Source organism: Streptomyces sp. NBC_01241 (genome assembly GCF_041435435.1).
Lineage (GTDB): Bacteria > Actinomycetota > Actinomycetes > Streptomycetales > Streptomycetaceae > Streptomyces.
Genome location: NZ_CP108494.1, coordinates 1,832,501 through 1,858,135 on the forward strand (window position 1 = coordinate 1,832,501; position 25,635 = coordinate 1,858,135).

General features: G+C 68.8%; 29 protein-coding genes (1 of these 29 running past the window's edge). 11 read left to right on the forward strand and 18 right to left on the reverse strand.

What is annotated here, in order from left to right:
• The 3 genes from OG306_RS07840 to OG306_RS07850 all read left to right on the forward strand — a co-directional run.
• Positions 1 to 191 carry the end of a sporulation protein gene (locus OG306_RS07840; protein ID WP_266745377.1) on the forward strand. It extends 592 nt beyond the left edge of the window, so 191 of the gene's 783 nt are visible here — the last part of the coding sequence; the start codon falls outside the window, past its left edge; the stop codon is at positions 189 to 191.
• A 53-nt stretch (positions 192 to 244) separates the two neighbouring features.
• Positions 245 to 775 (forward strand): YbhB/YbcL family Raf kinase inhibitor-like protein, encoded by a 531-nt coding sequence (locus OG306_RS07845; RefSeq protein WP_266907077.1) that lies wholly within the window; start codon positions 245 to 247, stop codon positions 773 to 775.
• A gap of 156 nt (positions 776 to 931) precedes the next feature.
• Positions 932 to 1,438 carry an HNH endonuclease gene (locus OG306_RS07850; protein WP_266745379.1) on the forward strand — a complete coding sequence of 169 codons (507 nt, stop codon included), beginning with the start codon at positions 932 to 934 and terminating at the stop codon, positions 1,436 to 1,438.
• A gap of 89 nt (positions 1,439 to 1,527) precedes the next feature.
• Here OG306_RS07850 and OG306_RS07855 read toward each other — a convergent pair whose 3' ends face one another.
• From OG306_RS07855 to OG306_RS07870, 4 genes are all read right to left on the reverse strand, one after another.
• Positions 1,528 to 2,295 (reverse strand): sulfite exporter TauE/SafE family protein, encoded by a 768-nt coding sequence (locus OG306_RS07855; RefSeq protein ID WP_266745380.1) that lies wholly within the window; start codon positions 2,293 to 2,295, stop codon positions 1,528 to 1,530.
• Positions 2,296 to 2,357: 62 nt separating this feature from the next.
• Positions 2,358 to 3,287, reverse strand: a complete 930-nt coding sequence (locus OG306_RS07860; RefSeq protein ID WP_266745381.1) for an SPFH domain-containing protein — start codon at positions 3,285 to 3,287, stop codon at positions 2,358 to 2,360.
• Positions 3,288 to 3,439: 152 nt separating this feature from the next.
• The gene (locus OG306_RS07865) at positions 3,440 to 3,868 is read right to left on the reverse strand and encodes an NfeD family protein (protein ID WP_266745382.1); all 429 of its coding nucleotides are present in this window, start codon (positions 3,866 to 3,868) and stop codon (positions 3,440 to 3,442) included.
• Between the two features lie 285 nt (positions 3,869 to 4,153).
• Positions 4,154 to 4,951: an ABC transporter ATP-binding protein gene (locus tag OG306_RS07870; protein ID WP_266745383.1), complete on the reverse strand. Its 798-nt coding sequence runs from the start codon at positions 4,949 to 4,951 to the stop codon at positions 4,154 to 4,156.
• Between the two features lie 143 nt (positions 4,952 to 5,094).
• Here OG306_RS07870 and OG306_RS07875 point away from each other — a divergent pair, with 143 nt between their 5' ends.
• Complete coding sequence (locus OG306_RS07875; RefSeq protein WP_266745384.1) at positions 5,095 to 5,874, forward strand: hypothetical protein; 780 nt, start codon at positions 5,095 to 5,097, stop codon at positions 5,872 to 5,874.
• A 200-nt stretch (positions 5,875 to 6,074) separates the two neighbouring features.
• On the opposite strand, the gene OG306_RS07880 is transcribed toward OG306_RS07875, so the two are convergent.
• The 3 genes from OG306_RS07880 to OG306_RS07890 form a co-directional block, all read right to left on the reverse strand.
• Positions 6,075 to 6,323 (reverse strand): chaplin family protein, encoded by a 249-nt coding sequence (locus tag OG306_RS07880; RefSeq protein WP_266745385.1) that lies wholly within the window; start codon positions 6,321 to 6,323, stop codon positions 6,075 to 6,077.
• 145 nt (positions 6,324 to 6,468) lie between these two features.
• Positions 6,469 to 7,113 carry a response regulator gene (locus tag OG306_RS07885; RefSeq protein WP_266745386.1) on the reverse strand — a complete coding sequence of 215 codons (645 nt, stop codon included), beginning with the start codon at positions 7,111 to 7,113 and terminating at the stop codon, positions 6,469 to 6,471.
• The gene (locus OG306_RS07890) at positions 7,106 to 8,251 is read right to left on the reverse strand and encodes a GAF domain-containing sensor histidine kinase (protein WP_266745387.1); all 1,146 of its coding nucleotides are present in this window, start codon (positions 8,249 to 8,251) and stop codon (positions 7,106 to 7,108) included. Before OG306_RS07890 ends, OG306_RS07885 begins: the two co-directional genes overlap by 8 nt.
• A 560-nt stretch (positions 8,252 to 8,811) precedes the next feature.
• Between OG306_RS07890 and OG306_RS07895 the strand changes: the two genes are divergently transcribed.
• Positions 8,812 to 9,558, forward strand: coding sequence for a transglycosylase SLT domain-containing protein (locus OG306_RS07895; RefSeq protein ID WP_266745388.1), 747 nt, complete (start codon positions 8,812 to 8,814; stop codon positions 9,556 to 9,558).
• 111 nt (positions 9,559 to 9,669) lie between these two features.
• Here the strand turns inward: OG306_RS07895 and OG306_RS07900 are convergent, their stop codons facing one another.
• The gene (locus OG306_RS07900; RefSeq protein ID WP_266745389.1) at positions 9,670 to 12,279 is read right to left on the reverse strand and encodes an ABC transporter ATP-binding protein/permease; all 2,610 of its coding nucleotides are present in this window, start codon (positions 12,277 to 12,279) and stop codon (positions 9,670 to 9,672) included.
• 461 nt (positions 12,280 to 12,740) lie between these two features.
• Here OG306_RS07900 and serB point away from each other — a divergent pair, with 461 nt between their 5' ends.
• Positions 12,741 to 13,997: a phosphoserine phosphatase SerB gene (gene serB, locus OG306_RS07905; protein ID WP_266745390.1), complete on the forward strand. Its 1,257-nt coding sequence runs from the start codon at positions 12,741 to 12,743 to the stop codon at positions 13,995 to 13,997.
• 169 nt (positions 13,998 to 14,166) lie between these two features.
• On the opposite strand, the gene OG306_RS07910 is transcribed toward serB, so the two are convergent.
• The 4 genes from OG306_RS07910 to OG306_RS07925 form a co-directional block, all read right to left on the reverse strand.
• Complete coding sequence (locus OG306_RS07910) at positions 14,167 to 14,685, reverse strand: SixA phosphatase family protein (protein WP_093895780.1); 519 nt, start codon at positions 14,683 to 14,685, stop codon at positions 14,167 to 14,169.
• A 74-nt stretch (positions 14,686 to 14,759) separates the two neighbouring features.
• On the reverse strand, positions 14,760 to 14,966 hold the full coding sequence (locus OG306_RS07915) for a hypothetical protein (protein WP_266745391.1): 207 nt from the start codon (positions 14,964 to 14,966) through the stop codon (positions 14,760 to 14,762).
• 191 nt (positions 14,967 to 15,157) lie between these two features.
• Positions 15,158 to 15,268: an SGM_5486 family transporter-associated protein gene (locus OG306_RS07920; protein ID WP_093895778.1), complete on the reverse strand. Its 111-nt coding sequence runs from the start codon at positions 15,266 to 15,268 to the stop codon at positions 15,158 to 15,160.
• Between the two features lie 26 nt (positions 15,269 to 15,294).
• On the reverse strand, positions 15,295 to 16,617 hold the full coding sequence (locus OG306_RS07925; protein WP_266745392.1) for a CynX/NimT family MFS transporter: 1,323 nt from the start codon (positions 16,615 to 16,617) through the stop codon (positions 15,295 to 15,297).
• Between the two features lie 143 nt (positions 16,618 to 16,760).
• Between OG306_RS07925 and OG306_RS07930 the strand changes: the two genes are divergently transcribed.
• Positions 16,761 to 17,435 carry a FadR/GntR family transcriptional regulator gene (locus tag OG306_RS07930; protein ID WP_266745393.1) on the forward strand — a complete coding sequence of 225 codons (675 nt, stop codon included), beginning with the start codon at positions 16,761 to 16,763 and terminating at the stop codon, positions 17,433 to 17,435.
• Between the two features lie 174 nt (positions 17,436 to 17,609).
• On the opposite strand, the gene OG306_RS07935 is transcribed toward OG306_RS07930, so the two are convergent.
• The 6 genes from OG306_RS07935 to OG306_RS07960 form a co-directional block, all read right to left on the reverse strand.
• Complete coding sequence (locus OG306_RS07935) at positions 17,610 to 17,996, reverse strand: hypothetical protein (protein WP_266745394.1); 387 nt, start codon at positions 17,994 to 17,996, stop codon at positions 17,610 to 17,612.
• 168 nt (positions 17,997 to 18,164) lie between these two features.
• The gene (fabI, locus tag OG306_RS07940; protein ID WP_266745395.1) at positions 18,165 to 18,932 is read right to left on the reverse strand and encodes an enoyl-ACP reductase FabI; all 768 of its coding nucleotides are present in this window, start codon (positions 18,930 to 18,932) and stop codon (positions 18,165 to 18,167) included.
• Between the two features lie 5 nt (positions 18,933 to 18,937).
• On the reverse strand, positions 18,938 to 19,657 hold the full coding sequence (gene fabG, locus OG306_RS07945) for a 3-oxoacyl-[acyl-carrier-protein] reductase (protein ID WP_266745396.1): 720 nt from the start codon (positions 19,655 to 19,657) through the stop codon (positions 18,938 to 18,940).
• A gap of 132 nt (positions 19,658 to 19,789) precedes the next feature.
• Positions 19,790 to 20,176 (reverse strand): type II toxin-antitoxin system VapC family toxin, encoded by a 387-nt coding sequence (locus OG306_RS07950; RefSeq protein ID WP_327350209.1) that lies wholly within the window; start codon positions 20,174 to 20,176, stop codon positions 19,790 to 19,792.
• A 5-nt stretch (positions 20,177 to 20,181) separates the two neighbouring features.
• Entirely contained in the window at positions 20,182 to 20,469 is a 288-nt protein-coding gene (locus OG306_RS07955; protein WP_266745397.1) for a type II toxin-antitoxin system Phd/YefM family antitoxin, read from the reverse strand.
• A gap of 152 nt (positions 20,470 to 20,621) precedes the next feature.
• Positions 20,622 to 21,146 (reverse strand): ATP-binding protein, encoded by a 525-nt coding sequence (locus OG306_RS07960; protein WP_371665204.1) that lies wholly within the window; start codon positions 21,144 to 21,146, stop codon positions 20,622 to 20,624.
• 148 nt (positions 21,147 to 21,294) lie between these two features.
• Between OG306_RS07960 and OG306_RS07965 the strand changes: the two genes are divergently transcribed.
• The 4 genes from OG306_RS07965 to OG306_RS07980 all read left to right on the forward strand — a co-directional run bounded on the left by OG306_RS07965 (position 21,295) and on the right by OG306_RS07980 (position 25,584).
• The gene (locus OG306_RS07965) at positions 21,295 to 22,161 is read left to right on the forward strand and encodes a helix-turn-helix domain-containing protein (protein WP_371665205.1); all 867 of its coding nucleotides are present in this window, start codon (positions 21,295 to 21,297) and stop codon (positions 22,159 to 22,161) included.
• Positions 22,158 to 22,379 (forward strand): DUF397 domain-containing protein, encoded by a 222-nt coding sequence (locus tag OG306_RS07970; protein ID WP_371665206.1) that lies wholly within the window; start codon positions 22,158 to 22,160, stop codon positions 22,377 to 22,379. Before OG306_RS07965 ends, OG306_RS07970 begins: the two co-directional genes overlap by 4 nt.
• 204 nt (positions 22,380 to 22,583) lie before the next feature.
• A complete protein-coding gene (locus OG306_RS07975) occupies positions 22,584 to 24,107 on the forward strand; it encodes a TldD/PmbA family protein (protein WP_371665207.1) in 1,524 nt (507 codons plus the stop codon).
• An 82-nt stretch (positions 24,108 to 24,189) separates the two neighbouring features.
• Positions 24,190 to 25,584, forward strand: a complete 1,395-nt coding sequence (locus OG306_RS07980) for a metallopeptidase TldD-related protein (RefSeq protein WP_327259407.1) — start codon at positions 24,190 to 24,192, stop codon at positions 25,582 to 25,584.
• Positions 25,585 to 25,635 lie beyond the last annotated feature (51 nt).

Below are 25,635 nucleotides of genomic sequence, written 5' to 3' on the forward strand. Positions count from 1 at the left end.
TGACGTTCGTCGCGGACGGCCGCGAGATGGACGTCGTCCTGGAGATGGACAAGAAGCCGGGGCTCTTCAGCGAGGGCAGCGACTCGTACCGCGCGTTCAAGGTCGGGTTGAACGACTTCCACGGCACCGACTGGGCGGCATACCTCAACCAGTGGCTCGCCCAGGTCGGCGGTCGGCGCAACTGGCTCTAGGGTCGGGCGGGAGACCTGCTGACAGCAGGAGAGCGATCAGGAGAGGTGCTGACGTGACCGAGCAGAAGAAGGCGCCGCTGCCGCACGACTTCCATCCCGAGGTGCCGTCGTTCACGGTGGTGAGCGAGGACCTCACCCCCGGGGCCGTGCTGGCGGACGCCCAGGTGTTCGCGGCCGGGAACACGTCGCCGCAACTGCGGTGGGAGGGGTTCCCGGACCCCGCCAAGAGTTTCGCCGTGACGTGTTTCGATCCCGATGCTCCGACGGGCAGCGGATTCTGGCACTGGGTGGTATTCGACATCCCGGCGTCGGTCACGGAGCTGCCGGCCGGTGCGGGCAGCGGGACGTTCGAAGGACTGCCCGCGGGTGCCGTACAGGTCCGTAACGACTACGGGTCGAAGGAATTCGGCGGTGCCGCTCCGCCGGCCGGGGAGAAGCACCGCTATGTATTCACCGTGTACGCGGTGGACACCGAGAAGCTGGGGGTCGACAGCGATGCTTCGCCCGCGGTCGTCGGATTCAATCTGCGGTTCCACACGCTGGGCCGTGCTCAGCTGATCGGTGAGTACACAAGTCCTGCCTAGCAACCGGTGAGCCGAGAGTTCGTTTGCTGTTTGCCCTGTCCTGGTCCTGGAGAGATCAGGACAGGGCATTTTTTATTGCGTTGTCCATCACGGCCTGCCCAGCCAGAGTTGATCCGGGCCTGCCAGGGGGCGGGTGGCACACAGGAGGTGGGCGAGATGCGGGACACGCTGGTACTGAACGCGAGCTTCGAGCCGCTGTCGACGGTGACGCTGAACCGTGCGGTGGTGCTGATTCTGCAGGACAAGGCCGTCGTCGAGCAGTCGCACCCCGATCTCCGTATGCGTGGTGCCGCCGTCGACATTCCGGTGCCCCGGGTGATCAGGCTCTGCCGGTACGTGCGGGTGCCGTTCCGAAGACAGGCCCCGTGGTCCAGAAGGGGTGTGCTGATACGGGACCAGCACCGGTGCGCGTACTGCGGGCGGCGGGCGAGCACCGTCGACCACGTGGTGCCGCGTGCCCAGGGCGGACAGGACTCCTGGCTCAACACCGTGGCGTCCTGTGCGGAGGACAATCACCGCAAGGCGGCCCGGACGCCGGAGCAGGCGGGGATGCCGCTGCTGCGGCAGCCGTTCGTGCCGTCTCCGGCGGAGGCGATGCTGCTGGCGCTGGGGGCGGGTGAGCGGTCGGCGCTGCCGGAGTGGCTGGACCGCACCGCTGCGTAGTCGGCGTGGTGTGCACGTGATCGACGTACTCGGCGTACGCATGTTGTCGTACCGGAAGCCCGTCTCTTGTGGGGGCGGGCTTCCGTGGGTCAGCGGAGCAGCAGCTGGACGATGGCGACCGTGCCGACGGCGACGATGAGAACGCGCAGGATGGTGGGGCTGAGGCGGCGGCCGACCTTGGCACCGATCTGGCCGCCGATCGCCGAGCCGACCGCGATCAGCACGACGGCCGTCCAGTCGAACTCCGCGGCGAAGAGGAAGAAGATCGCGGCGACGCTGTTGACGATGGCGGCCAGGACGTTCTTGACGGCGTTGAGGCGCTGCATCGTGTCGTCCAGCAGCATGCCCATGAGGGAGAGGTAGATGATCCCCTGAGCGGCGGTGAAGTAGCCGCCGTAGACGCTGGCGAGCATCAGTCCGACGAAGAGGAGCGGGCCGCCGTCGGGGCGTGCGGGGGTGCCGTCGTGCTCGCGTCGGCGCTGGACCGCTTTGCTGATGCGGGGTTGCAGGATGACCAGGACGAGGGCCAGGGCCACCAGGATCGGAACGATCGTCTCGAAGGCCGTGGAGGGCAGGGTCAGCAGGAGGGCGGCGCCGGTGAGGCCGCCGATCAGGGCGCCGACGGCGAGCTTGAGGACGCGGCGACCCTGTCCCACTAGTTCGGCGCGGTAGCCGATGGCTCCGCTGACGGAGCCCGGGATCAGGCCGAGGCCGTTGGAGACGGTGGCGGTGACCGGGGGCAGACCAGTGGCGAGCAGCACCGGGAAGGTGATCAGCGTTCCCGATCCGACGATCGTGTTGATCGTGCCGGCGCTGATGCCCGCGGCGAAGACGGCGAGCATCTCCCAGGTGGTCATGGCGAATCCCCCGTACATGATCGGTGGTTGGTGCACTGATCATGCACGAGGGCCTGTACGCGTCAGTCGACCGGGGGCTGTTCCCTTCGTTCCTTGCCGGTGTCGAATCCGGGGACACCGTTGCCGAGGTTGCCGAAGGCTCCGCTGAGGCCCTTGAGTGCGTCGCCGATTTCGCTGGGCACGATCCAGAGCTTGTTGGCGTCGCCCTCGGCGATCTTCGGGAGCATCTGGAGGTACTGGTACGAGAGGAGCTTCTGGTCCGGGTCGCCGGCGTGGATGGACTCGAAGACCGTACGGATGGCCTGTGCCTCGCCCTCGGCGCGCAGGGCCGAGGCCTTGGCCTCACCTTCGGCGCGCAGGATCGCGGACTGCTTCTCGCCCTCCGCCGTGAGGATCGCGGACTGCCGGGTTCCTTCGGCCTGGAGGATCGCAGCGCGCTTGTCGCGATCGGCGCGCATCTGCTTCTCCATCGAGTCCTGGATGGAGGTGGGCGGTTCGATCGCCTTGAGCTCGACGCGGTTGACGCGGATGCCCCACTTGCCGGTCGCCTCGTCGAGGACTCCGCGGAGGGCGGCGTTGATCTCCTCGCGGGAGGTCAGGGTGCGCTCCAGGTCCATGCCACCGATGATGTTGCGGAGGGTGGTGACGGTGAGCTGCTCGATCGCCTGGATGTAGCTGGCGACTTCGTAGGTCGCGGCCCTCGCGTCGGTCACCTGGTAATAGATGACCGTGTCGATGTTGACGACCAGGTTGTCCTGGGTGATCACCGGCTGGGGCGGGAAGGGCACGACCTGTTCACGGAGGTCGATGCGGTTCCTGATCGAGTCGATGAATGGAACGACGATGTTCAGGCCTGCGTTGAGCGTGCGGGTGTAGCGGCCGAAGCGCTCCACGATGGCGGCGCTGGCCTGCGGAATGACCTGGATCGTCTTGATCAGGGCGATGAAGACGAGCACCACCAGAATGATCAGGACGATGATGATCGGTTGCATCGTGTTCCTCGTTGCCCTTCGGTTGCCGACGGATCGCGATGATCGAGGTCGAAATCGTGTGAGGGGCCGTATGTCTGTGCCTGGACGGTCCCGATCTCATGATCATCGACATCGAGTCTGACAGAACGTGCTCTGTCGTGTGGGTGGTTCGGTCACATGACGACTGCTGTGGCACCGTCGATCTCGACGACATCGACCTGTTGGCCCGGATCGAAGCTCTGGCCCCCGTCGAGTGCGCGGGCGGACCAGATCTCTCCGGCCAGCTTGATCCGGCCGCCACTGCCGTCGACCCGTTCCAGGACGACTGCCTGACGGCCTTTCAGCGCATCGATGCCGGTGGCCAGTTGGGGCTGGTCGGCACGGTGCCTGGCGGCGATCGGCCGGACCACGGCGATGAGCGCCACGGAGACCACGACGAATACCAGTACTTGGGCCACGATGCCACCGCCGAGTGCCGCCACGACCGCCGCGGCGACCGCTCCGACGGCGAACATGCCGAACTCGGGCATCGCGGTCAGGACGAGCGGGATGCCCAGTCCCACCGCGCCGATCAGCCACCACACCCATGCGTCGATGTCCACGTGGTCATGGTAGGACCGCGGGTGCCTTCGCGGACAGGGCGCAAGCGGACGTCGCGCCGGACAGGTTCCAGCCGGAGGGGTTCCGGCCCGGGGTGGCCGGGGGGGGTTCGGTCGGAGACGTTCCGGTCGGAGGGGTTTCGTACTGTTCTGTTCTGCCGGGCCGGTTCTGTTCTGCCGGGCCGATTCCGTTCTGCCGGGCCGATTCCGTTCCGCCGGGCCGATTCCGTTCCGCCGGGCCGATTCCGTTCCGCCGGGCCGATTCCGTTCCGCCGGGCCGATTCCGTTTTAGGAGAGCGGGAGTCCGTGGGCCGTGTAGCGGTCGCCGGTGTGCTCGACGATCAGCGGCAGGCCGAAGCAGAGGGAGAGGTTGCGGGAGCTGAGCTCGGTCTCCATGGGGCCCGCGGCGAGCACCTTGCCCTGGCGGATCATCAGGACGTGGGTGAAGCCGGGGGCGATCTCCTCGACGTGGTGGGTGACCATGATCATGGAGGGGGCGTACGGGTCGCGGGCCAGTCGGCCGAGGCGGCGGACCAGGTCCTCGCGGCCCCCGAGGTCGAGTCCCGCGGCGGGCTCGTCGAGGAGCAGCAGCTCCGGGTCGGTCATCATGGCGCGGGCGATGAGGGTGCGCTTGCGCTCGCCCTCGGAAAGGGTGCCGAACTTGCGGTCGAGGTACTCGGTCATGCCGAGGCGGTCGAGGAAGGCGCGGGCGCGCTCCTCATCCACGGCCTCGTAGTTCTCGTGCCAGGTGGCGGTCATGCCGTAGGCGGCGGTGAGCACCGTCTGTAGAACGGTCTGGCGCCTGGGCAGCTTCTCGGCCATGGCAACGCCCGCGATGCCGATGCGGGGGCGGAGATCGAAGACATCGGTGCCGACGCCTCCGAGTTGCTCGCCGAGGATCTTGGCGGTGCCGGTGCTCGGGAAGAGGTAGCTGGACGCGATGTTGAGGAGGGTGGTCTTGCCGGCGCCGTTCGGGCCGAGGATGACCCAGCGCTCCCCCTCCTTGACCTGCCAGGAGACGTCGTCCACCAGAGCGCGTCCGTCGCGGACCACGGATACGTCCACCAGCTCCAGTACATCGCTCATGGCGCGTTGTCTCCCCATGCAGTGTCGAGATCGTCGCGTGCCTGTGGGCACAGCTCCCAGGGAAATCTACGCCACCGCAGGAGTGCGTCAGGCGCTGGGCCCGCGTGAGGACAGGCCCCTGCTCCGTTCCCTAGGCTGGTGCCATGCTTTCGGAACCACGCTCAGGACTGCTGGCCGCTTGGGGAAACGCGCTTCTGGCAGGGCTCGTATCGCCGGACGACGCAGCGCTCGCCATTGTCGGGGAGGACGCGGTGCACCGCGTGGAGGGAGTGCCGGGCGAGACGGGGCCGGTCGGGCTCACGCTGGCGCTCGGGCGGTTGCGGGCACTGGGGGTGACCGGCTTCCGGGTCGCGCTGCCGGCCCCTGGGCATCCGCTGGGACTGAGCGGTCCGCCGGACTTCAACGCGCGGGCGTTGGAGGCGGAGGAGGCGGTGGTCGCGTTCGGCGCACCGTACGGGCTGGTTCCCGAGGTCCACGAGGTGGGGCCGGAGGGGGATCTGCACGTCGAGGTGGTGTGGCACTGTCTGCCCGTGCGGGAGGCGCCGCCGGCCGATGTGCCGTCGCTGGGTGAGGCGGAGCGGGAGCTCGCCGAGGCGTTGCGGGATGCGACGGCGGTGCTGTCGCGGTTGGATGTGGCGGGCTCCGGGCCGGTCGCGGAGGCGGCGGTGGACGCGTACCGGGCGCGGGCGGAGCGGGGGCGCGAGGTGCTGGCGCCGGGGTATCCGCCGCGGGCGGTGCGGGTGCTGGAGCTGGCGCAGCGGGTCGGGCTGCTGATCTCGGTGGCGTACGAGAACGGGCACGGCGGGGCGGTGAGCGCGTCGGAGATCGCGGCTCGGGGGGAGGCGCTGAGGCCGGTGGAGCGGGTGGCTCGGCGGGCGCAGGTTGCCGCGTACAACGCGTATGTGGAAGAGCGGGAGCGGTAGGCCTTGGGCGGCCGGCGGGGGTGGTTGCGGTTGGCGTCCCGGGGTGCTGGCTTTGTCCTCAATCGCCGGACGGGCTTGTGAGTGCCGGGTGTGGGCTTGAGGGTGCCGGGGTGGGCTTGAGGGTGCCGGGGTGAGCGGTGGGTGTGGGGGTCGCCGGACGGGCTCGATGTGCCCGGCCGGCGACACAGGGCCGTGGTCGGTCAGCCGTTCAGGCCGACGTTGCCGAAGGCGGGGTTGAGCAGGCCGATCACGTTGACGGTGTTGCCGACCACGTTCACCGGGACGTGCACCGGGACCTGGACGACGTTGCCGCTGACCACGCCCGGGGAGTGGGTCGCGGCACCGTGGGCGCCGGCGCCGTGGCCGGTGGCGGAAGCCGCGCCGGCACCGGCGGCGATGATTCCGCCGGCGATCATGGTGACGGCAGCGGCCTTCTTCAGGTTCTTCACTTCAGGATCCTCCTAGCGTGGCTGCGGCCAGCCGCCGCAGCACCCTGGAGAACGCCTCGGGGTCGAACAGGTTGCGCCGTCCGGGTGACGTCCACCCGACAGTATGAATCTCAGTCCGGAGTGAGACGGTCCGATTCGGTGCCGGTCAGCCCGCCGCCCCGTGCCGGACGGCCCAGAGGGCCGCCTGGGTGCGGTCCGAGAGATCCAGCTTCATCAGAATATTCGAGACGTGCGTCTTGACGGTCTTCTCGGAGAGGACCAGGGCTCGCGCGATCTCGCGGTTGGAGCGGCCGTCAGCGATGAGGCCCAGCACTTCCCGCTCCCGTTCGGTAAGGGTGCTCCCCCGGCCCGTACCGCTGCCCGCGTCGTCCTGGGCTAGCAGGGCTCCCGCGACCTCCGGCTGGAGCAGGACGTGGCCCGCGTACACCGAGCGGATAGCGCCGGCCAGGGCGTCCGGGTCGACGTCCTTGTATACGTACCCGGAAGCTCCGGCCCGTAGCGCGGGGACCACGGTGCGCTGCTCGGTGAAGCTGGTGACGATGAGGACCTTGGCCGGGTTCTCCAGCTCGCGGAGCTTGCGCAGGGCCTCGATCCCGTCCGTGCCGGGCATCTTGATGTCCATCAGGACGACGTCGGGACGGAGTTCTTCGGTCCTGGCCACCCCTTCCGCGCCGTCGGACGCCTCACCGACCACTTCTATGTCGTCCTGTACCTCCAGGAATGTACGCAGACCGCGGCGGACCACCTGGTGGTCGTCGACCAGCAGCACCCTGATGATCTTGTCAGCCACCGGGTACCTCCATCTCGATCGTGGTGCCCTTGCCGGGCGCCGATTCAACGGTGAGCCTTCCGCCGACCCCGCTCGCGCGGTCGCGCATCGACACCAGGCCCAGGTGGCGGCCCGCCTGCCGGGTCGCCGCGGGTTCGAAGCCGCTGCCGTCGTCGGTGATCCGCAGCAGTGTGCCGCCGCCGTGCCGGGCCAGTGTGACGCCGACGTGCTCGGCGCCCGAGTGGCGCAGCGCGTTGTGCAGGGCCTCCTGCGAGACCCGGAGCAGCGCCTCTTCCTGGGCGGCCGGCAGGGCCCGTACGCCCAGGCTCTCGAAGGTGACCCGGGCCGAGTGGGCACGGTCCAGGACCTGGATCTGGGTGCGGAGGGTGGCGATGAGGCCGTCCTCATCGAGCGCGGCCGGGCGCAGTTCGATGACGGCGGCGCGCAGCTCCTCCACGGCTTCCGCGGCGAGCGCGGCGACCTGGTGGAGCTCGCCCTTGGCGCGGGCCGGGTCGCGGTCGATCAGAGTGGTGGCGGCCTGGGCCGTCAGCCGCAACGAGAACAGCTTCTGGCTGACCGCGTCGTGCAGCTCATGGGCGAGCCGGGAGCGCTCCTCGGCGATGGTGAGCTCCCGGCTGCGCTCGTACAGCCGGGCGTTGGTGAGGGCGATCGCCGCATGCTGGGCGAGGATCGACAGCAGCTCCTCGTCCTCGGCGGTGAAACCGCAGCTGCCCTCGGGTTTGGGGCAGCGCTTGTTGGCGAGGAAGAGCGCGCCGATGATCTCGTCGCCGTCCCGGATGGGCAGACCGAGGAAATCGGACATGTCGGGGTGGGCGGCGGGCCAGCCCTCGAAGCGGGGGTCCTTGCGGACGTCGGCGAGGCGCTCGGGCCTCGCCTCGTGGAGCATCGCGGCGAGGATGCCGTGCTGCCGGGGCAGGGGGCCGATGGCCTTCCACTGCTCGTCGCTGACGCCGTCGACGACGAACTGGGCGAAGCCGCCGTGATCGTCGGGCACGCCCAGGGCGGCGTACTCGGCGTCCAGCAGTTCGCGGGCCGAGGCGACGATCGTCTTCAGGACGTCGCGCACTTCGAGATGCCGGCTCATGGCGAGCAGCGCGGCACTCACCGCTGCGAGGCCCGACGGTGGGCGATGGCTCATGGCCTCACCGTACCGGCGGAGGTACGGGCGCCGTATCGGCCTGTGGACGGCCGTCGATTAGGGCGCAGGGACTAGGTCCGGCCGAGGTCGGGTACGGCGGGGTTCGGCCGCGGTCGGGTACGGCGGGGTTCGGCCCGGCCCGGTACGGGGTTCTGCTGAGGTCCCGTACGGGGTACATCGCGGTCCTGTACGGAGGGCCGGGGCAGGTCGGGCCAGGGGGAAGGGCGTCCATCCAGCCTCCGAGACCGGAGCCTCACACTCCGAATTGCTTGAGCAACCGTTGGTGAGCTTGTTACACGGTCGATGTGAGGCCGGGCATAGGACCCACGTCACTTACGAAGCCTGCTAGTGGATACCTAAGTGCCACATCAGTGAGCATGAGCGCGAGCTGCCACGTTCGAGCAGAGTCCTGATCCACTACCCGGGATCGTACGTCACACCTTTGCCACGCCATTTTGCTGACGCTAAGAATTGCTCTCGTCCCCGACGGAGATGCGAACACCTCGCCTCCCGTCTTCGTCCTCCGTGAGGACTTCCGCGATTCGAAGAGGTACGTCTGCATGTCCGAGTCCAGCATCCCCGGCCGTCGCCGTCGCCTGAACAAGACCCAGAAGCTCTCCGCCGCGGCTATCTCCGCCGTCGCCGTCGCCTCGCTCTCGTTCTCGCTCGTCCCCGCCAATGCCGAAGGCAAGCCCAAGGCCCAGGCCGCCGAGGCCGCCGCCCCCGTGGTTCTCACCTCGGTCGCCGGTACTCCGCAGGCCAAGGCACTGCAGGCCAGCCTCATCGGGCAGCACTCGACCGCCGAGAAGCTGGTGAAGGCCGCCGACCTCGCGCGAGCCAAGAAGGCCGCCGCGGTCGAGGCGAAGGCGAAGGCCGCCGCGAAGGCCAAGGCCGAGGCGAAGGCCCGGGTGAAGTCCGAGGCCGTCGCCGAGAAGCGCACCGGCACGCAGGCTGCCAGCCGTTCCGAGGCCCGTACCCCGGTCTACGCCAACAACCTGGACGGCTGGATCCGGGAGGCCCTGGACATCATGAAGTCGCGCGGCATCCCCGGCACGTACGACGGTCTGCACCGCAACATCATGCGGGAGTCCAGCGGCAACCCGAATGCGATCAACGGCTGGGACATCAACGCGCGGAACGGCGTTCCGTCCATCGGCCTGCTGCAGATCATCAAGCCGACGTTCGACGCGTACCACGTCCCCGGCACGGCCTTCAGCCAGTACAACCCGGTCGCCAACCTCACCGCCGCGGCCAACTACGCCGCCGACCGGTACGGCTCGATCGACAACGTCAACAGCGCGTACTGATCGCATCCGGACGTCCTCGGACGGCCTGAGGAGCCGCGTACGCATACGCCGGAGGGCGGCACCCCACGTGGGGTGCCGCCCTGCGGCGTATGCGTACGCGGGTGTCCGCGTCTACTTGCGCATGACCTCCGGCTCGTGGCGGCGCAGCAGTCGCGCGACGACGACGCCGCAGATGATGCCGAGCAGCAGGAGCACCGAGATGTTCATGCCCCACTGACCGGCCGAGTGCTCCCACAGCGGGTCCAGGTCGGTCGGGTTCTTCGGGTCCCACGGCGCCATGAGGTGCGACAGGTCGAGTGTCGTGCCCGCGCCGGCGATGGCCCAGCGGGACGGCATCAGCCAGGCGAACTGCTCCAGGCCGGGCGATCCGTAGACCTGGAAGAGGATGCCGGTGAAGACGACCTGGACGATCGCGAACATGACCAGCAGCGGCATGGTCTTCTCGGCGGTCTTCACCAGCGAGGAGATCACCAGGCCGAACATCATCGAGGTGAAGCCGAGCGCGATGATCGTCACGCAGAGCTCGACGGCCGGCGGCATGATCAGGCCCTCTGCGGGCAGCTCGCGGGTGGCGAAGCCGATACCGCAGATGATGACGCCCTGGATGGCCGTGATCACGCCGAGGACGATCACCTTCGACATCAGATAGGCGGAGCGGGAGAGACCGGTGGCCCGTTCCCGTTCGTAGATGACGCGTTCCTTGATCAGTTCTCGTACGGAGTTGGCCGCTCCGGAGAAGCACATACCGACCGCGAGGATCAGCATGATCGTTCCGGCGGCTCCGTTGAACCGGGACGGCGCCTTCGGCGGGGCCAGGCCGAAGTTGGCGGGGATGACCACGCTGACGACGCCGAGCACGGCGGGCAGGATCACCATCAGGCCCATGAAGCCCTTGTCGGACGCGATCACCGAGACGTAGCGGCGCATCAGCGTCCACAGCTGGGCCGTCCAGCTCTGCGGCTTCGGCGGGCGCAGCTGCTGCTGCGGCATGTGTACGGACTGTACGGCGACGGCGTCGATGTCCGCGGCGTACATCTGGTAGTGCTGCGAACCGCGCCAACGGCCCGCCCAGTCGTAGTCGCGGTAATTCTCGAACGCGGAGAAGACGTCGGCCCAGGTGGTGTAGCCGAAGAAGTTGAGCGCTTCCTCCGGCGGGCCGAAGTAGGCGACGGAACCGCCCGGCGCCATGACGAGCAGCTTGTCGCAGATCGCCAGCTCGGCCACGGAGTGGGTGACGACGAGGACCGTACGGCCGTCGTCGGCCAGGCCGCGCAGCAGCTGCATGACATCGCGGTCCATGCCCGGGTCGAGGCCGGAGGTCGGCTCGTCCAGGAAGATCAGCGACGGCTTCGTGAGCAGCTCCAGGGCCACGGAGACACGCTTGCGCTGGCCACCGGAGAGCGAGGTGACCTTCTTGTCCTTGTGGATGTCGAGCTTGAGCTCGGCGAGGACTTCGAGGATCCGGGCCTCGCGCTCGGCCTCTGTGGTGTCCGCGGGAAAGCGGAGCTTGGCCGCGTACTTGAGGGCCTTGGTGACGGTGAGTTCCTTGTGCAGGATGTCGTCCTGCGGGACCAGACCGATGCGCTGACGCAGCTCGGCGAACTGCTTGTACAGGTTCCGGTTGTCGTAGAGGACGTCTCCCTGGTTGGCGGGCCGGTAGCCCGTGAGCGCCTTGAGCAGGGTGGACTTGCCGGAGCCGGACGGGCCGATGACCGCGATGAGCGACTTCTCCGGGACGCCGAAGGAGACGTCCTTGAGGATCTGCTTCCCGCCGTCGACCGTCACTGTGAGGTGGCGGGCGGAGAAGGAGACGTCACCGGTGTCGACGAACTCTTCCAGCCGGTCCCCGACCAGGCGGAAGGTCGAGTGACCGACGCCGACGATGTCGTTCGGGCCGATGAGCGCGGAGCCGGACTTGGGGAGCGGCTGACCGTTGACGTAGGTGCCGTTGTGGGATCCGAGGTCACGGATCTCGGAGCGGCCGTCGGGCGTCGCGTGGAACTCGGCGTGATGGCGCGAGACCTGGAGGTCGGAGACGACCAGTTCGTTCTCGAGCGCACGACCGATGCGCATGACGCGGCCGAGGTCCAGCTGGTGGAACGTCGTGGGGTTGCGGTCGCCGTACACCGACGAGGCCCCCGCGGCACCGCCGGGCCCGCCCGAGCCGGGTGTACCGAGTGATTTCGCCGGGCCCTGCTGGTGCGGGACCTGGGGCTGCTGGGGCTGCGCGGGCTGCTGCTGCGGCTGGGCCTGGGGGGTCTGCTGCCAGCCCTGCTGCGGCGGCTGTCGTTGTTGCTGCTGTTGCTGCGGAACGGGGGCAGCCTGCTGGCCGGGCCAGCCCGCGCCACCCTGCTGGGGCTGCTGGGCGGGGGCCTGCTGCGCACCCGCGCCCTGCCCGCTGTACACATCGGCGCCCGCGGCGGTGCTGACGCTCAGCCGCGGTCCGTCCGTGGCGTTGCCGAGGTGCACGGCGGAGCCGGGCCCTATTTCAAGCTGACGGATTCGCCGGCCCTGCACATAGGTGCCATTGGTGCTGCCGTGGTCCTCGATGAACCAACTGTGGCCCCCCCAGCTGATCGTGGCGTGCCGCCACGACACCCTGGCGTCGTCGATCGTCAGGTCGCCCTGCGGATCACGCCCCAGGGTGTACGACCTGGACGGATCGAGCGTCCAGGTCCTGCCATTCAATTCCAGTACGAGTTCCGGCACTCCGCGCCCCACTAGTTGTCCCCCGAGTTACCCCCATCGCAGGGAGTCTAGGGATGCTGAACATCGTGGGGAACTATTCCAGGAGCAGTCCCCGATACGAAAGTCGGGCCAGGTGAAGACCCTGCCGAGGACTGTGGTGTTGTGCCGTCCGTCAGGATGGATCGGCACGGAAGCCGGCAACCGCGCATGACTGCGTACGACCCGTGAGTGAACGGGCCGCGCCACGGTGATTCCGTCCGCTCGGAACATCGCCCCGGTCCGGATCCGCCCGGAAGATCCGCCCCGGTCCGGATCCGCCCCGGTCCGGATCCGCTCGGGTCCGTCCGTGGTCGCCGGGCGCACCCGAGCGCGTCCGGTCCGTCGTCGCGCTATGTTGCATGCCAGTGGCGTGCGGAGACGGGGCGGCGACGCGCTGTCCGGTCCTCGGGACGGGCCGTCGAGGCCATGGAACGGACCGATACGGTGGGAGCACCATGAGCGCATCTCAGCCACCTCAGTCTTCCCCGTCTCCTGAACCCCCTGAGTCCCGTCAGGGCACGGACACCCCCACCCTTCTCGTGAAGATCTTCGGGAAGGACCGCCCCGGGATCACCGCCGGGCTCTTCGACACCCTCGCCGCCTACTCGGTCGATGTCGTCGACATCGAGCAGGTCGTCACCCGTGGCCGCATCGTCCTGTGCGCACTGGTCACCGCCCCGACCGCGGACGGCACCACCGAGGGCGACCTGCGGGCGACCGTGCACAGCTGGGCCGACTCACTGAAGCTGCAGGCCGAGATCATCTCCGGTACGGGTGACAACCGCCCGCGTGGCTCCGGACGTTCCCATGTGACGGTGCTCGGGCACCCGCTGACCGCCGAGTCGACCGCCGCCATAGCGGCCACGATCACCTCCACCGGCGGGAACATCGACCGCATCTTCCGGCTCGCGAAGTACCCGGTCACCGCAGTCGAGTTCGCGGTCTCCGGCACCGGGACCGAGGAACTGCGGACGGCGCTGGCGACGGAGTCCGCCGGGATCGGCGTCGACATCGCGGTCGTGTCGGCCGGACTGAGCCGCCGGGCGCAACGGCTGGTCGTCATGGACGTCGACTCGACGCTCATCCAGGACGAGGTCATCGAGCTCTTCGCCGCCCATGCCGGCTGCGAGGACAAGGTCGCCGAGGTGACCGAGCAGGCGATGCGCGGCGAGCTCGACTTCGAGCAGTCGCTGCACGCGCGGGTGGCGCTGCTCGCGGGGCTCGACGTATCGGTGGTGGACAAGGTGCGCGCCGAGGTGCGGCTGACCCCGGGGGCCCGCACGCTGATCCGTACGCTGAAGCGGCTCGGCTACCAAGTGGGTGTGGTTTCGGGCGGGTTCACCCAGGTCACCGATGATCTGAAGGAACGGCTCGGGCTCGACTTCGCCTCTGCCAACACCTTGGAAGTGGTCGACGGCAAGCTCACCGGACGGGTCGTCGGCGACATCGTCGACCGGGCCGGCAAGGCCCGGCTGCTGCGCAGTTTCGCCGAGCAGGCCGGGGTGCCGCTGGCGCAGACCGTCGCGATCGGCGACGGCGCGAACGACCTCGACATGCTGAACACCGCCGGGCTCGGGGTGGCGTTCAACGCCAAGCCGGTGGTCCGCGAGGCGGCCCACACCGCGGTGAACGTGCCGTTCCTGGACACCGTGCTGTACCTGCTCGGTATCACCCGCGAGGAGGTCGAGGCCGCAGACGGCCTCGTCGACTGACGCGTACCCGCTTACTCGCATACCCACGTATGAGCAGGGCCCCGGTGGTTTCCGCGCATGATGCGCGGAAACCACCGGGGCCCTGTTCGTACGACGACGTGAGCTGCGCAACGGCGGGGACCCGTACGACAGCCGGGACCGTACGACGGCGGAACGTACGACGGCGGGATCAGTCGTTGGGGGTCCAGTACTCGACCAGCTTGCCCACTCCGTGCTCCACGCCCTTCCAGGAGCCAGAGAATTCCACGACGGCGAAGGCGGCGGTCGGGAAGCCGCCTCGGTTCATCCGGGCCAGGGCGTCGCCCTCGGCCGATTCCGAGAGGGCGTCGGCGACCGCGTGCATCCCGGGGTTGTGGCCGATGACAAGAAGGTCGTGCACATCATCGGGGGTCTCGTTGATCAGGGCGATCAGTTCGCCGGGAGACGCCTCGTACAGTCGCTCCTCGTACACGGTCCTGGGACGGTGCGGCATCTCGTGGACGGCCAGCTTCCACGTCTCGCGCGTCCTGACTGCGGTCGAGCAGAGGGCCAGATCGAGGACGATCCCGGAATCGACGAGTTTGCGGCCTGCGACGGGGGCGTCCTTGCGGCCGCGCTCCGCGAGCGGCCGCTCATGGTCGGAGTCCTGCGACCATTCCGCCTTGGCATGCCTGAGAAGGACGATCCTGCGAGGTGTATCGACGCTCATACACCTCAGCTTCGCACGAAATGTGCCGCCCGGCGCAGGGTGTTGAAGGGCTTCCATGGGCTGCGCGGAAGCCGTCAGCCGGTGATCAGGGCCACGATTCGCTCAAGCAACCGGCCGAGCGCGGGGTCGGCCGTCGCCGCGTGTGCGTCGCCGGATCCCACAATCATCAGCAGGAGCGCGGCGAACGCGATCGCGGGCAGCGCGATGGCCCACCACGGCAGCCGGACCTCGACGCTGCCCGTGGCCGGGTGGTTGGTCCGGGTGTGCGTACGGGTCGGCATGTCCGCCTCCGAGAGTCATCGGTTCCGATACCCAGAACCTACGGACTCGGGGGTGCCGGTCCCATCCGGTGACCCACCCACTTCCCCCTGACCCTGTCCCCCTAGGGGACGGTGGTGCTAGCCCCACCACCGGCCGTCGTCGGCCACGCGGTTCAGGGGGTTCAGGCAGGTTCAGATGGATTCAGCCGGATTCAGGGGGATGCGATCGAGGCGATCACCGCGATGATCACGGTGACCAGCAGCATCGCCCCGAGCACGAGGAGAAGCTTCTTCTGACCGTTCTGGGGATTCGGATCGAGCACAGGAGACATGGGCTCAGTCTCGCATCTCAGCATTCGTCCTCGATCGTCCGGTCCCGCCCGGCCAGCACTCCGGCCACCATCTGCGGCACCATGAGGCCCGCCATCAGTGCGATCGGCAGCCCCCAGCCACCGCTGTGCTGGTGGAGCACGCCGATGAGCAGCGGGCCGGGAATCGAGATCAGATAGCCGGTGGACTGCGCGAACGCGGACAGCCGGACCACTCCGGCGCCACTGCGGGACCGCATGCCGATCATGGTCAGGGCGAGCGGGAAGGCGCAGTTCGAGATGCCGAGCAGCAGCGCCCAGACCCAGGCACCGCCGGTCGGTGCGAGGTAGAGGCCGGCGTATCCGATGAGGCCGCAGGAGCCGAGGACGACGACGATCGGGCCCTGGTTCTTCATGCGGCCGGCGACCCGGGGGATGACGAACGCGAGCGGCACGCCCATCGCCATGGTCACGGCGAGCAGCACGCCCGCCGTACCGGCCGAGACACCCGCGTCGCGGAAGATCTGCGGCATCCATCCCATGGTGATGTACGCGGCGGTGGCCTGCAGGCCGAAGAAGCAGGCGAGGCTCCACGCCGTACGGCTCCGAGTGATCCTGAGTGCCGGGGCGTCCTGGTGGCGGGCGGCAAGCTGCCCGGCGGTGCCGCGCCGGTCCCGTACCAGCGGGATCCAGGGCAGGATCGCGGCGGCGGCGAGGACGGCCCAGATACCGAGGCCCGCCCTCCAGCTGCCGCCCAGCGCACTGGTCATGGGCACGGTCACGGCGGCGGCGAGCGAGGTGCCGAGGGCCAGGGCCATCGAGTAGAGCCCGGTCATGGAGCCGACGCGGTCCGGGAACCAGCGCTTGACGATCACCGGCATCAGGATGTTGCTGACGGCGATGCCCATGAGAGCGAGGGCGCTCGCGGCGAGGAAGCCGACCGTGCCGCCGACGAGCGACCGCATCACCAGACCGGCCGTGATGGCCATCATGCCGACGCAGACGATCGCGCCCGCGCCGAAGCGGCGGGCGAGGCGAGGCGCCATGACGCCGAAGACCGCGAAGCAGAGCGGCGGTACGGAGGTGAGGACACCGGCGACGCTGCCGCTCATGTGCAGCCCGTCCTGCACCTCTTCGAGGAGGGCGCCGAGGCTGGTGATGGCGGGACGGAGGTTGAGCGCGGCGAGGACGAGGCCGATGACGACGAACCGGAGCAGCCACGGGGACGGCCCGGGAGCGGTCTGCGTGGCCTGTGCGGTCTGCGGGGCTTTCGGGGCCGGGGATTTGGTCGGGATGTCCGCGGTGGTGGGGCTCAGGGTCCGGGTCGGGGTCCGGGGCTGCGGCTGGGTCTCGTCGTCGGGCATGGAGTCATCATAGAATCATGGGATGATTGATTGTCCAATCCTGCGCATACTCCTCTGAGACCATTCACCAACAGCAGGGCCACCCCGTACCCCTCTCATCACCGCAGCAACCCGTCACCGAAGCAACCCGAGCAAGGAGCACCATGGCGCTGACGTCTCCGCGGCGTTCGGCACTCGCCGACCAGGTGATTGCCCAGCTGAGGGACCAGATCACCTCGGGCGAGTGGCCCGTGGGTTCACGGATTCCCACCGAGCCCGAACTGGTGGAGCAGCTGGGCGTGGCCCGTAACACCGTCCGCGAGGCCGTGCGCGCGCTCGCACACAACGGCCTGCTCGACATCCGGCAGGGCTCGGGTACGTATGTCGTCGCCACCAGCGAACTGGCCGGGGTGATGCACCGCCGCTTCGCCACCGCCGATCCGCGCCATGTCGCCGAGCTGCGTTCCACTCTGGAGTCGTCGGCGGCACGGCTGGCGGCCGTCCGGCGCACCGAGCGGGATCTGAAGCAGCTGGACGCGCTCATGGCGCGGCGGGAGGAGACCTGGGCCGCGGGTGATGCCGAGGCGTTCGTCGCGGCGGATGCGACGCTGCATCTGGCGGTGGTCGCGGCCTCGCACAATGACGTGCTGACCGGCCTCTATGCCGACCTGGGCGATCTGCTGCGCGATTATCTCAGGGTCGATGTCGGCCATGAGCTGGGGCCGGAGAGCCTCATGGACCACGGCCGGCTGGTCGAGGCGATCCGGGCGGGGGACGCGGAGACGGCGGCGGCCGAGGCGGCGAGTCATGCACTGAGCTGTCTGGTGGACCGGGTGTGAGGGGGCGCGGCCGTCCGGCGGACCAGGCGTGGGGGTCGAAGTCACCTCGGGTCGACCGGGGTCGCGTCTCGTCGAGCGGAGCCACTTCGCGTCGACCGGCGGTCGCGTCACGGTCAAACGGAGCCACTTCGCGTCGACCGGCGGTCGCGTCGCGGTCAAACGGAACGTCGCGCGTCAAACGGAACTCTGCACCCGGTGGGTGACCCAGGCCGAGCCGACTTCCTTCCAGCAGCGGTCGTCGAGCCGCACGGTCTGTCCCGGTCCCACGTCGACCGGGGTGGCGTCGGCGTCTATGTCCCACCAGCGGCGGCATTCGGTGTGCAGCTGTACGCGATCGGTGGAGGGGTACGGGTTGTGGCAGTAGGCGACGACCCGGGAGCCCAGGACCGACGTACGGCATTCGGATCCGGCGGGCTCCGGGGTGGGAGCGTCGGGAGCGGACGCCCCGGCTCCACTCGGTCCCGCCATGGATATGACGGATATGCCCAGGGGGGCTATGAGTCCGGCGATGACCACGGAGGCCGCCGGCAGGGCCCAGGTTCGGCGACGTGTGGAGCGCACAGCGACCTCCTCCCCGCAGCCTGACAAAAGTCCGGTTCCACCACATTCTGCGGTGGATCGACCATCTTTTCGACTTGGGCGGGTCGGGGCCGGGCACAGACGCACGACGGCCGCGTACCGCCTGCTCAGAGGCGGTACGCGGCCGTGTCACAGCCTGTCGGCGCGGGTTCAGGCACCCATCATGTGCACGCCACCATCGACGTGGACGATCTCGCCGGTGGTCTTCGGGAAGAAGTCGGAGAGCAGGGCCACGACACCGCGGCCGGCCGGCTCCGGGTCCGCCATGTTCCAGGCCAGCGGGGAGCGGGTGTTCCACACGTCCGCGAGCTCGGAGAAGCCCGGGATGGACTTCGCGGCCATGGAGCCGATCGGTCCGGCCGAGATCAGGTTGCAGCGGATGCCGTCCTTGCCCAGGTCACGGGCGAGGTAGCGGGAGGTGGCCTCCAGCGCGGCCTTGGCCGGGCCCATCCAGTCGTACTGCGGCCAGGCGTACTGCGCGTCGAAGGTGAGGCCGACGATCGAGCCGCCGTCGTTCATCAGCGGCTTGCAGGCCATGGCGAGCGACTTCAGCGAGAACGCCGAGACGTGCATCGCCGTGGCGACGGACTCGAACGGGGTGTTCAGGAAGTTGCCGCCGAGCGCGTCCTGCGGCGCGAATCCGATGGAGTGCACGACGCCGTCGAGCGAACCGAGCTCGTCACGGACCAGACCGGCGAGGCGGTCGAGGTGCTCGGCGTTGGTCACGTCCAGCTCGATGACCTTGGCCGGCTTCGGCAGCTTCTTGGCGATGCGCTCCGTCAGCGTGGGCCGAGGGAACGCGGTCAGGATGACCTCGGCACCCTGCTCCTGAGCCACCTTGGCGGTGTGGAAAGCGATGGACGACTCCATCAGCACACCGGTGATGAGGATGCGCTTGCCGTCGAGAATTCCGCTCATGGTGATCAGTGACCCATGCCCAATCCGCCGTCAACGGGAATGACGGCTCCAGTGATGTACGACGCGTCGTCGGAGGCGAGGAAGCGCACAGCGGCGGCGATCTCCTCGGGCTGCGCGTAGCGGCCGAGCGGCACCTGGGACACGATGCCCTTGCGCTGCTCCTCGGTGAGCGCCTGCGTCATGTCGGTGTCGACAAAACCGGGCGCGACGACGTTGAAAGTGATGTTCCGCGAACCGAGTTCACGGGCCAGCGACCGGGCGAAGCCGACCAGACCCGCCTTGGAGGCGGCGTAGTTCGCCTGCCCGGCCGAGCCGAGGAGCCCGACGACGGAGGAGATGAGGACGACGCGGCCCTTCTTGGCGCGCAGCATGCCGCGGTTGGCGCGCTTGACGACCCGGAAGGTGCCGGTGAGGTTGGTGTCGAGTACGGACGTGAAGTCGTCCTCGGACATCCGCATGAGCAACTGGTCTTTGGTGATACCGGCGTTGGCGACCAGTACCTCGACGGGGCCGTGCTTGTCCTCGATCTCCTTGTAGGCCTGCTCCACCTGTTCGGCGTCCGTGATGTCGCACCGGACGGCCAGAACGCCCGCCTCGGTAAGGATCTGGGGGGGCTCGCCCGAGCGGTAGGTGATCGCGACCTTGTCGCCGTTGTCGGCGAAAGCGCGGGCGATGGCGAGGCCGATGCCCCGGTTTCCTCCGGTGACGAGAACCGAGCGGCTCAACGGATCACCCTTTCGATAGCGGTCTGGTACCTCGAAAACCTATCGGTACCACCCGCTCCGCGAGCAATCGGCCCCTGACAGCGCCGCCCGCCGGGCACTGTGGGGTTCCTACAGTTGGCACCCGGCCCGGCCTCATTCCGCCATTCCGGGCGCATGCGCGGAGAGGCCCTCTTCCCTCGCTGAGTCGAGCATGCGCTTGTCGTACGTGATCAGGGAGTCAAGAGCTCCGCCGATGACGAGCGCGCTCGCGACGTGAATGGCATCAAGGGATCTCAGAGCCCCCGAGACCCTGGTGGCCAGATCCCGGACCTCTTCCGTCAGCAGGATCTCGGTGACCATCCCGTCCAGATCCGACAGTGCATTGGGGAATGATCCGGCCTTGTCGAGCTGCCGGACGGTCTCGACAATGCCGATGGTGCTGGTGGCCAAGGGCAGTCCGGGCCGGTCGGACAGGAATGTCCTGAGCTCGGCAGCACCCGGCCTGCCTGTGAGCAGAGTGATGAGCGCCGAGGAATCCATGTAGATCAACGGTCGTCCTCCTCGCGTTCGGCCAGGAGAAGCTCCAGCGGATCGGGGGAGCCTGAGGGGAGGTCGTAGCGCGGAAAGTGGTCGAGGTCCGAGGTGGTCGCAGCCTTGAGCCGGATCTTCCCCTGAGCCACCAGGTCCGCGTACCGGGATGTCGCCCCTGAGCCGGGCAGCAGTATGGCGATCACCTTGCCGTGCCGGGTGACCTGGACCGCCTCCCCCTTCTCCACGCGGGCGAAGACGGCGCTCGGGTTGTACGAGAACTCTCGGACGGAGATTGCGCTCATCGGGGACGGGGCTCCCTTCAGCATGCGGCCAAGAAAGTACCTACACTCCAATATTGTACCTACAGCGAGGGTGCATCGGCGCAGGCTCCGGCAGCTCCCACGAGGCGATACCCCCCGACTTGGCCCGTTCATCACCCCCACCCCCGCGAGGCTCATCCCGCCGGGCATGGCACGCGACAGCGGATCTGTTTGCCGATCGACGACCGGACCACATGCCAGCCCGGAGCGAGCAGATCCAGCAGCGCGAGGCCGCGGCCGGCCTCGGCCTCCGCGTCGTCCAGCGCGATACCGCGACGGCGCGGAACGGTGCGGGGGTCCGGGTCATGGACATTGACCGCGATCCCGAAGGCCGCGGCGTACACCTCCACCACCACGGGCACGTGATCCCCGCACGCCCGAACGGCGTTCCCGACGAGCTCCGACACGACGAGCTGCGCGGTGTCGGCCACGTCGCCCTGCACGCCCAGCTCGGCCAGGGCCTTGGCGGTGAGCTCACGTACGGAGCGGAGGTTCGGGCCGGAGGCGTTGATGTGCGCCGCGAAGCCGCGGCTCCGGTAGCGCACGTAGCGCCCGACGGCGGGTGGCGGGGATGACGGGTCCTGGTCTTCCTCGTCGGCCATACCGAACATGACGCCTCCAGCCTGCGGCGCGGGGCCGCGCGAAGTGGGGATATCCACCACGCCATGCAATTGCGCATGCACGGTGAGTGGCGGCAGATAGCGATGATGCACCCCTCCACCCTGGGTAGCAAGTTTTCTACCTCTTTCGGTGATGAGTTCCCGGAAAGGTATTCAGCACCACCAACTACTGAGGTATGACTGCGACATGCCCAACTCTCCCCTGGTACCGACCGTCCGGCGCCGACGCCTGGGATCCACGCTCAGACGTCTGCGGAACGGCGCAGGTCTGACGCTCGACGAGGCCGCCGTCGCCATGGGCTGGAAAGGCCCGAAGCTGTCGAAGATCGAGAGCGCCAATCAGACCATCAGGCCCGGCGATGTCGTGACGCTGCTCAAGGTCTACGGGATCAACGATCTGGAAACGCTCAACGCCCTGGACAATCTGGCCAAGGACGCCAGCAAGAAGGGGTGGTGGCAGACCTACAGCGGAATCGTGTCCCCTGCCTACGCCGACTACATCTCGCTGGAGTCCGACGCCTCGCAGATCTGCGAATGGTCGCCACTGGTGATCCCGGGCTTGTTGCAGACCGCTGCGTACGCGCGCGAGAACATCGCGGGAATCACAACTTTCCGCACCACCGACGAAGTTGCGGCCCTTGCCGAAGTACGGTTGGCCCGGCAGTCCGTACTCACTCGGCCGGGAAAGCCGTTGGAACTGTGGGCCATCATCCACGAGGCCGCGCTCCACCAGCGATTCGCCGTCCGTCCCGCCACCATGCGCGAGCAGTTGCGACGCCTGCTCGATTCGGCGGAGATGCCCAACGTGACCATCCAACTGATGCCGTTGGGCTCAACCGCGCATCCTGGAGTCGTGGGCGGCTTCAGCATGGTCGGTTTCCCCGGCCCCGCCCCGGACGTGGTTCTGCTGGAAAACCTCAGCGGAGAGACTTACCTTGAGGGCGAAGGAGCGTCGCCCTTCGCGAAGGCGTTCGAGCGGATTCGGGCCACAGCGCTGTCCACGGAGGACTCGGCCGCACGCATAGCTGAGATGGAAGAAGGCCACAGAAAGTGAACGCGCCCGAGGCGGAGCTGTTCGGACATGACCTCTCGATCGTGTCCTGGCGCAGGTCCTCCGCCAGTGGAGCCGAGAACAACTGCGTAGAAGTCGCCAACCTCCCCGGAGGAGCAACGGCGGTACGCGACTCGAAAGACCCCGCACGCACCCCCCTGCGGTTCACAGTCTCGGGGTGGGCCGCGTTCAGGGCGGGTGTGATCGACGGCGAACTGTGACCGGTCGGGGCGGCTGGCCCGAGGGGCCATCTCGTAGGAGATGAAGCTCTGTTCGAGGCACCGCGACCGGATCCAGGACTCGGGTGGCCCACGCCGAACCGGTTGGACGAGTTCGGCGTGCTCATCCGGGGAAACCTATGGCCGGTCGCCCTCGACGCACGGCATGGTTCACTGCGGACACATGCCGAAAAGACGGAGTACTACATGCCTCATGAGGTAGATCAGTCGTTCCTGGCCCTGCCCCTGCGGGCCCTCGCCGACGCGGCGCTCGCCCGCGCGCGTGCGCTGGGGGCCGTGCATGCCGACTTCCGGTTCGAGCGGGTGCGCAGCGCGTCCTGGCGGCTGCGGGACGCCCGGCCCGCCGGGACCTCGGACACCACCGACCTCGGGTACGCGGTACGCGTGGTGCACGGTGGTGCGTGGGGGTTCGCGTCGGGCGTGGATCTGACGATGGACGCCGCGGCGAAGGTCGCCTCGCAGGCCGTCGCCATGGCGAAGCTGTCGGCGAAGGTGATCGCGGCGGCCGGGTCCGACGAGCGGGTGGAACTGGCGGACGAGCCGGTGCACGGTGAGCGGACCTGGGTCTCGGCGTACGACATCGACCCGTTCTCCGTACCGGACGAGGAGAAGGCGGGGCTGCTCGCCGAGTGGAGCAGCCGGCTACTGGGCGCGGAGGGGGTCGCGCATGTGGACGCCTCGCTGATGACCGTCCACGAGAACAAGTTCTACGCGGACACGGCGGGCACCGTCACCACCCAGCAGCGGGTGCGGCTGCATCCGCAGCTCACCGCCGTCGCCGTGGACGGGACCACGGGTGAGTTCGACTCGATGCGGACGATCGCCCCGCCGGTGGGCCGCGGCTGGGAGTACCTGACCGGAACCGGCTGGGACTGGGACGGCGAGCTGGAGCGGATTCCCGGGCTGCTGGCCGAGAAGATGCGGGCGCCGAGCGTCGAGGCGGGGACGTACGACCTGGTCGTCGACCCGTCGAATCTCTGGCTGACCATCCATGAGTCGATCGGCCACGCGACCGAGCTGGACCGGGCGCTGGGGTACGAGGCGGCGTACGCCGGGACCTCGTTCGCCACGTTCGACCGGCTGGGGAAGCTGGCGTACGGCTCCCCCGTGATGAATGTGACGGGCGACCGCACCACCGAGCACGGGCTCGCGACCATCGGGTACGACGATGAAGGGGTCGAGGCGCAGTCCTGGGACCTGATCAAGGACGGGACGCTGGTCGGGTACCAGTTGGACCGGCGGATCGCGAAGCTGACGGGTCTGGGCCGGTCCAACGGGTGTGCGTACGCCGACTCGCCGGGCCATGTCCCCGTGCAGCGGATGGCGAACGTGTCGCTGCGGCCGGATCCGGGCGGGCTGTCCACGGAGGATCTGATCGGCGGGGTGGAGCGCGGGATCTATGTGGTCGGCGACCGGTCCTGGTCGATCGACATGCAGAGGTACAACTTCCAGTTCACCGGGCAGCGGTTCTTCCGGATCGAGAACGGCAGGCTGGCCGGTCAGCTGCGTGATGTCGCGTACCAGGCGACGACGACGGACTTCTGGGGCTCGATGGAGAAGGTCGGTGGCCCGCAGACGTACGTCCTGGGCGGCGCCTTCAACTGCGGCAAGGCCCAGCCGGGCCAGGTCGCGGCGGTCTCGCACGGCTGCCCCTCCGCCCTCTTCCGGGGCGTCAACATCCTCAACACGACGCAGGAGGCCGGACGATGAGCGTTCATCACGGAACCGGCCGGGGGTCCGGGGGTCGACACCCGGGACAGCACAGTCTCAACACGACGAAGGAGGCCGGACGATGAGTCGCGTCAGCAAGCCGCACGAGATCGTCGAGCGGGCGCTCGAACTGTCCACCGCCGACGGCTGTGTGGTCATCGCCGACGAGGAGTCGTCCGCGAATCTGCGCTGGGCCGGCAACGCGCTCACGACGAACGGCGTGACGCGGGGGCGGACCCTGACCGTCATCGCGACCGTCGACGGTGCGCAGGGCACCGCGTCCGGGGTGGTGTCGCGGTCCGCGGTCACCGCCGACGATCTGGAGCCGCTGGTGCGGGCCGCCGAGGCCGCCGCGCGCGGGGCCGGGCCTGCGGAGGACGCACAGCCGCTGGTCGCCGGGGTGCCCGCCTCGCCCGACTTCGCGGACGCACCGGCCGAGACGGGATCGGACGTCTTCGCGGAGTTCGCCCCGGCGCTCGGCGACGCCTTCGCCCGGGCCCGGTCCGGTGGCCGTGAGCTGTACGGCTTCGCCCACCACCAGCTGACCTCCACGTACCTCGGTACGTCGACGGGGCTGCGGCTGCGCCACGACCAGCCGAACGGGACGCTGGAGCTCAACGCCAAGTCCCCCGACCGGACCCGGTCGACCTGGGCGGGCCGTTCCACGCGCGACTTCAAGGACGTCGACCCGGCCGAGCTCGACGCGGACCTGGCGCAGCGGCTGCGCTGGGCGGAGCGCCGTATCGAGCTGCCCGCCGGGCGGTACGAGACGCTGCTGCCGCCGACCGCGGTGGCCGATCTGCTGATCTACCAGCTGTGGTCGTCGACGGCACGGGACGCGGCGGAGGGCCGGACGGTGTTCTCCAAGCCGGGCGGCGGGACGAGGCTCGGAGAGAGGCTGTCCGAGTTGCCGTTGTCGCTGCGCAGCGACCCGCATGCACCGGGCCTGGAGTCGGCGCCGTTCGTGATCGCCCATGCCTCCGGGGACGGCGCTTCCGTATTCGACAACGGTCTGCCGCTGTCGTCGACCGACTGGATCCGGGACGGCAGGCTGGAGCATCTGACGACCACCCGGCACACGGCGGGGCTGACCGGGCTGCCGGTCGCGCCGGCGATCGACAATCTGCTGCTCGAAGGCGGTGGTGAGCGGTCGCTGGAGGAGATGGTGGCCGCGACGACCGGCCGCGGGCTGCTGCTGACGTGCATGTGGTACATCCGGGAGGTCGATCCGGCGACGCTGCTGCTGACCGGGCTGACCCGTGACGGGGTGTATCTCGTCGAGGACGGCGAGGTCGTCGGTGAGGTGAACAACTTCCGGTTCAACGAGTCGCCGGTGGATCTGCTGTCGCGCGCCACGGAAGCGGGCCGTACGGAGAAGACGCTGCCGCGCGAGTGGGGCGACTGGTTCACCCGGGCCGCCATGCCCGCGCTGCGGATCCCGGACTTCAACATGAGCTCGGTGAGCGCGGGCGTGTGACCCGCCTAGACTGGCTGTTGCCTTTCGATGCACAGAGCTTTCGATACACGT

Excerpts from the sequence above, each read along its gene's own strand:
- OG306_RS07910 (WP_093895780.1), bottom strand. The coding sequence starts at position 14,685 with ATGAGCGTCGATACACCTCGCAGGATCGTCCTTCTCAGGCATGCCAAG.
- OG306_RS07950 (WP_327350209.1), bottom strand. The coding sequence starts at position 20,176 with ATGGATTCCTCGGCGCTCATCACTCTGCTCACAGGCAGGCCGGGTGCT.
- OG306_RS07875 (WP_266745384.1), top strand. The coding sequence starts at position 5,095 with ATGCTTTCGGAACCACGCTCAGGACTGCTGGCCGCTTGGGGAAACGCG.
- OG306_RS07855 (WP_266745380.1), bottom strand. The coding sequence starts at position 2,295 with ATGACCACCTGGGAGATGCTCGCCGTCTTCGCCGCGGGCATCAGCGCC.
- OG306_RS07895 (WP_266745388.1), top strand. The coding sequence starts at position 8,812 with ATGTCCGAGTCCAGCATCCCCGGCCGTCGCCGTCGCCTGAACAAGACC.
- OG306_RS07870 (WP_266745383.1), bottom strand. The coding sequence starts at position 4,951 with ATGAGCGATGTACTGGAGCTGGTGGACGTATCCGTGGTCCGCGACGGA.
- OG306_RS07955 (WP_266745397.1), bottom strand. The coding sequence starts at position 20,469 with ATGAGCGCAATCTCCGTCCGAGAGTTCTCGTACAACCCGAGCGCCGTC.
- OG306_RS07930 (WP_266745393.1), top strand. The coding sequence starts at position 16,761 with ATGGCGCTGACGTCTCCGCGGCGTTCGGCACTCGCCGACCAGGTGATT.
- serB (WP_266745390.1), top strand. The coding sequence starts at position 12,741 with ATGAGCGCATCTCAGCCACCTCAGTCTTCCCCGTCTCCTGAACCCCCT.
- fabI (WP_266745395.1), bottom strand. The coding sequence starts at position 18,932 with ATGAGCGGAATTCTCGACGGCAAGCGCATCCTCATCACCGGTGTGCTG.
- OG306_RS07975 (WP_371665207.1), top strand. The coding sequence starts at position 22,584 with ATGCCTCATGAGGTAGATCAGTCGTTCCTGGCCCTGCCCCTGCGGGCC.
- OG306_RS07980 (WP_327259407.1), top strand. The coding sequence starts at position 24,190 with ATGAGTCGCGTCAGCAAGCCGCACGAGATCGTCGAGCGGGCGCTCGAA.
- OG306_RS07890 (WP_266745387.1), bottom strand. The coding sequence starts at position 8,251 with ATGAGCCATCGCCCACCGTCGGGCCTCGCAGCGGTGAGTGCCGCGCTG.
- OG306_RS07965 (WP_371665205.1), top strand. The coding sequence starts at position 21,295 with ATGCCCAACTCTCCCCTGGTACCGACCGTCCGGCGCCGACGCCTGGGA.
- OG306_RS07850 (WP_266745379.1), top strand. The coding sequence starts at position 932 with ATGCGGGACACGCTGGTACTGAACGCGAGCTTCGAGCCGCTGTCGACG.
- OG306_RS07860 (WP_266745381.1), bottom strand. The coding sequence starts at position 3,287 with ATGCAACCGATCATCATCGTCCTGATCATTCTGGTGGTGCTCGTCTTC.
- OG306_RS07925 (WP_266745392.1), bottom strand. The coding sequence starts at position 16,617 with ATGCCCGACGACGAGACCCAGCCGCAGCCCCGGACCCCGACCCGGACC.
- OG306_RS07915 (WP_266745391.1), bottom strand. The coding sequence starts at position 14,966 with ATGCCGACCCGTACGCACACCCGGACCAACCACCCGGCCACGGGCAGC.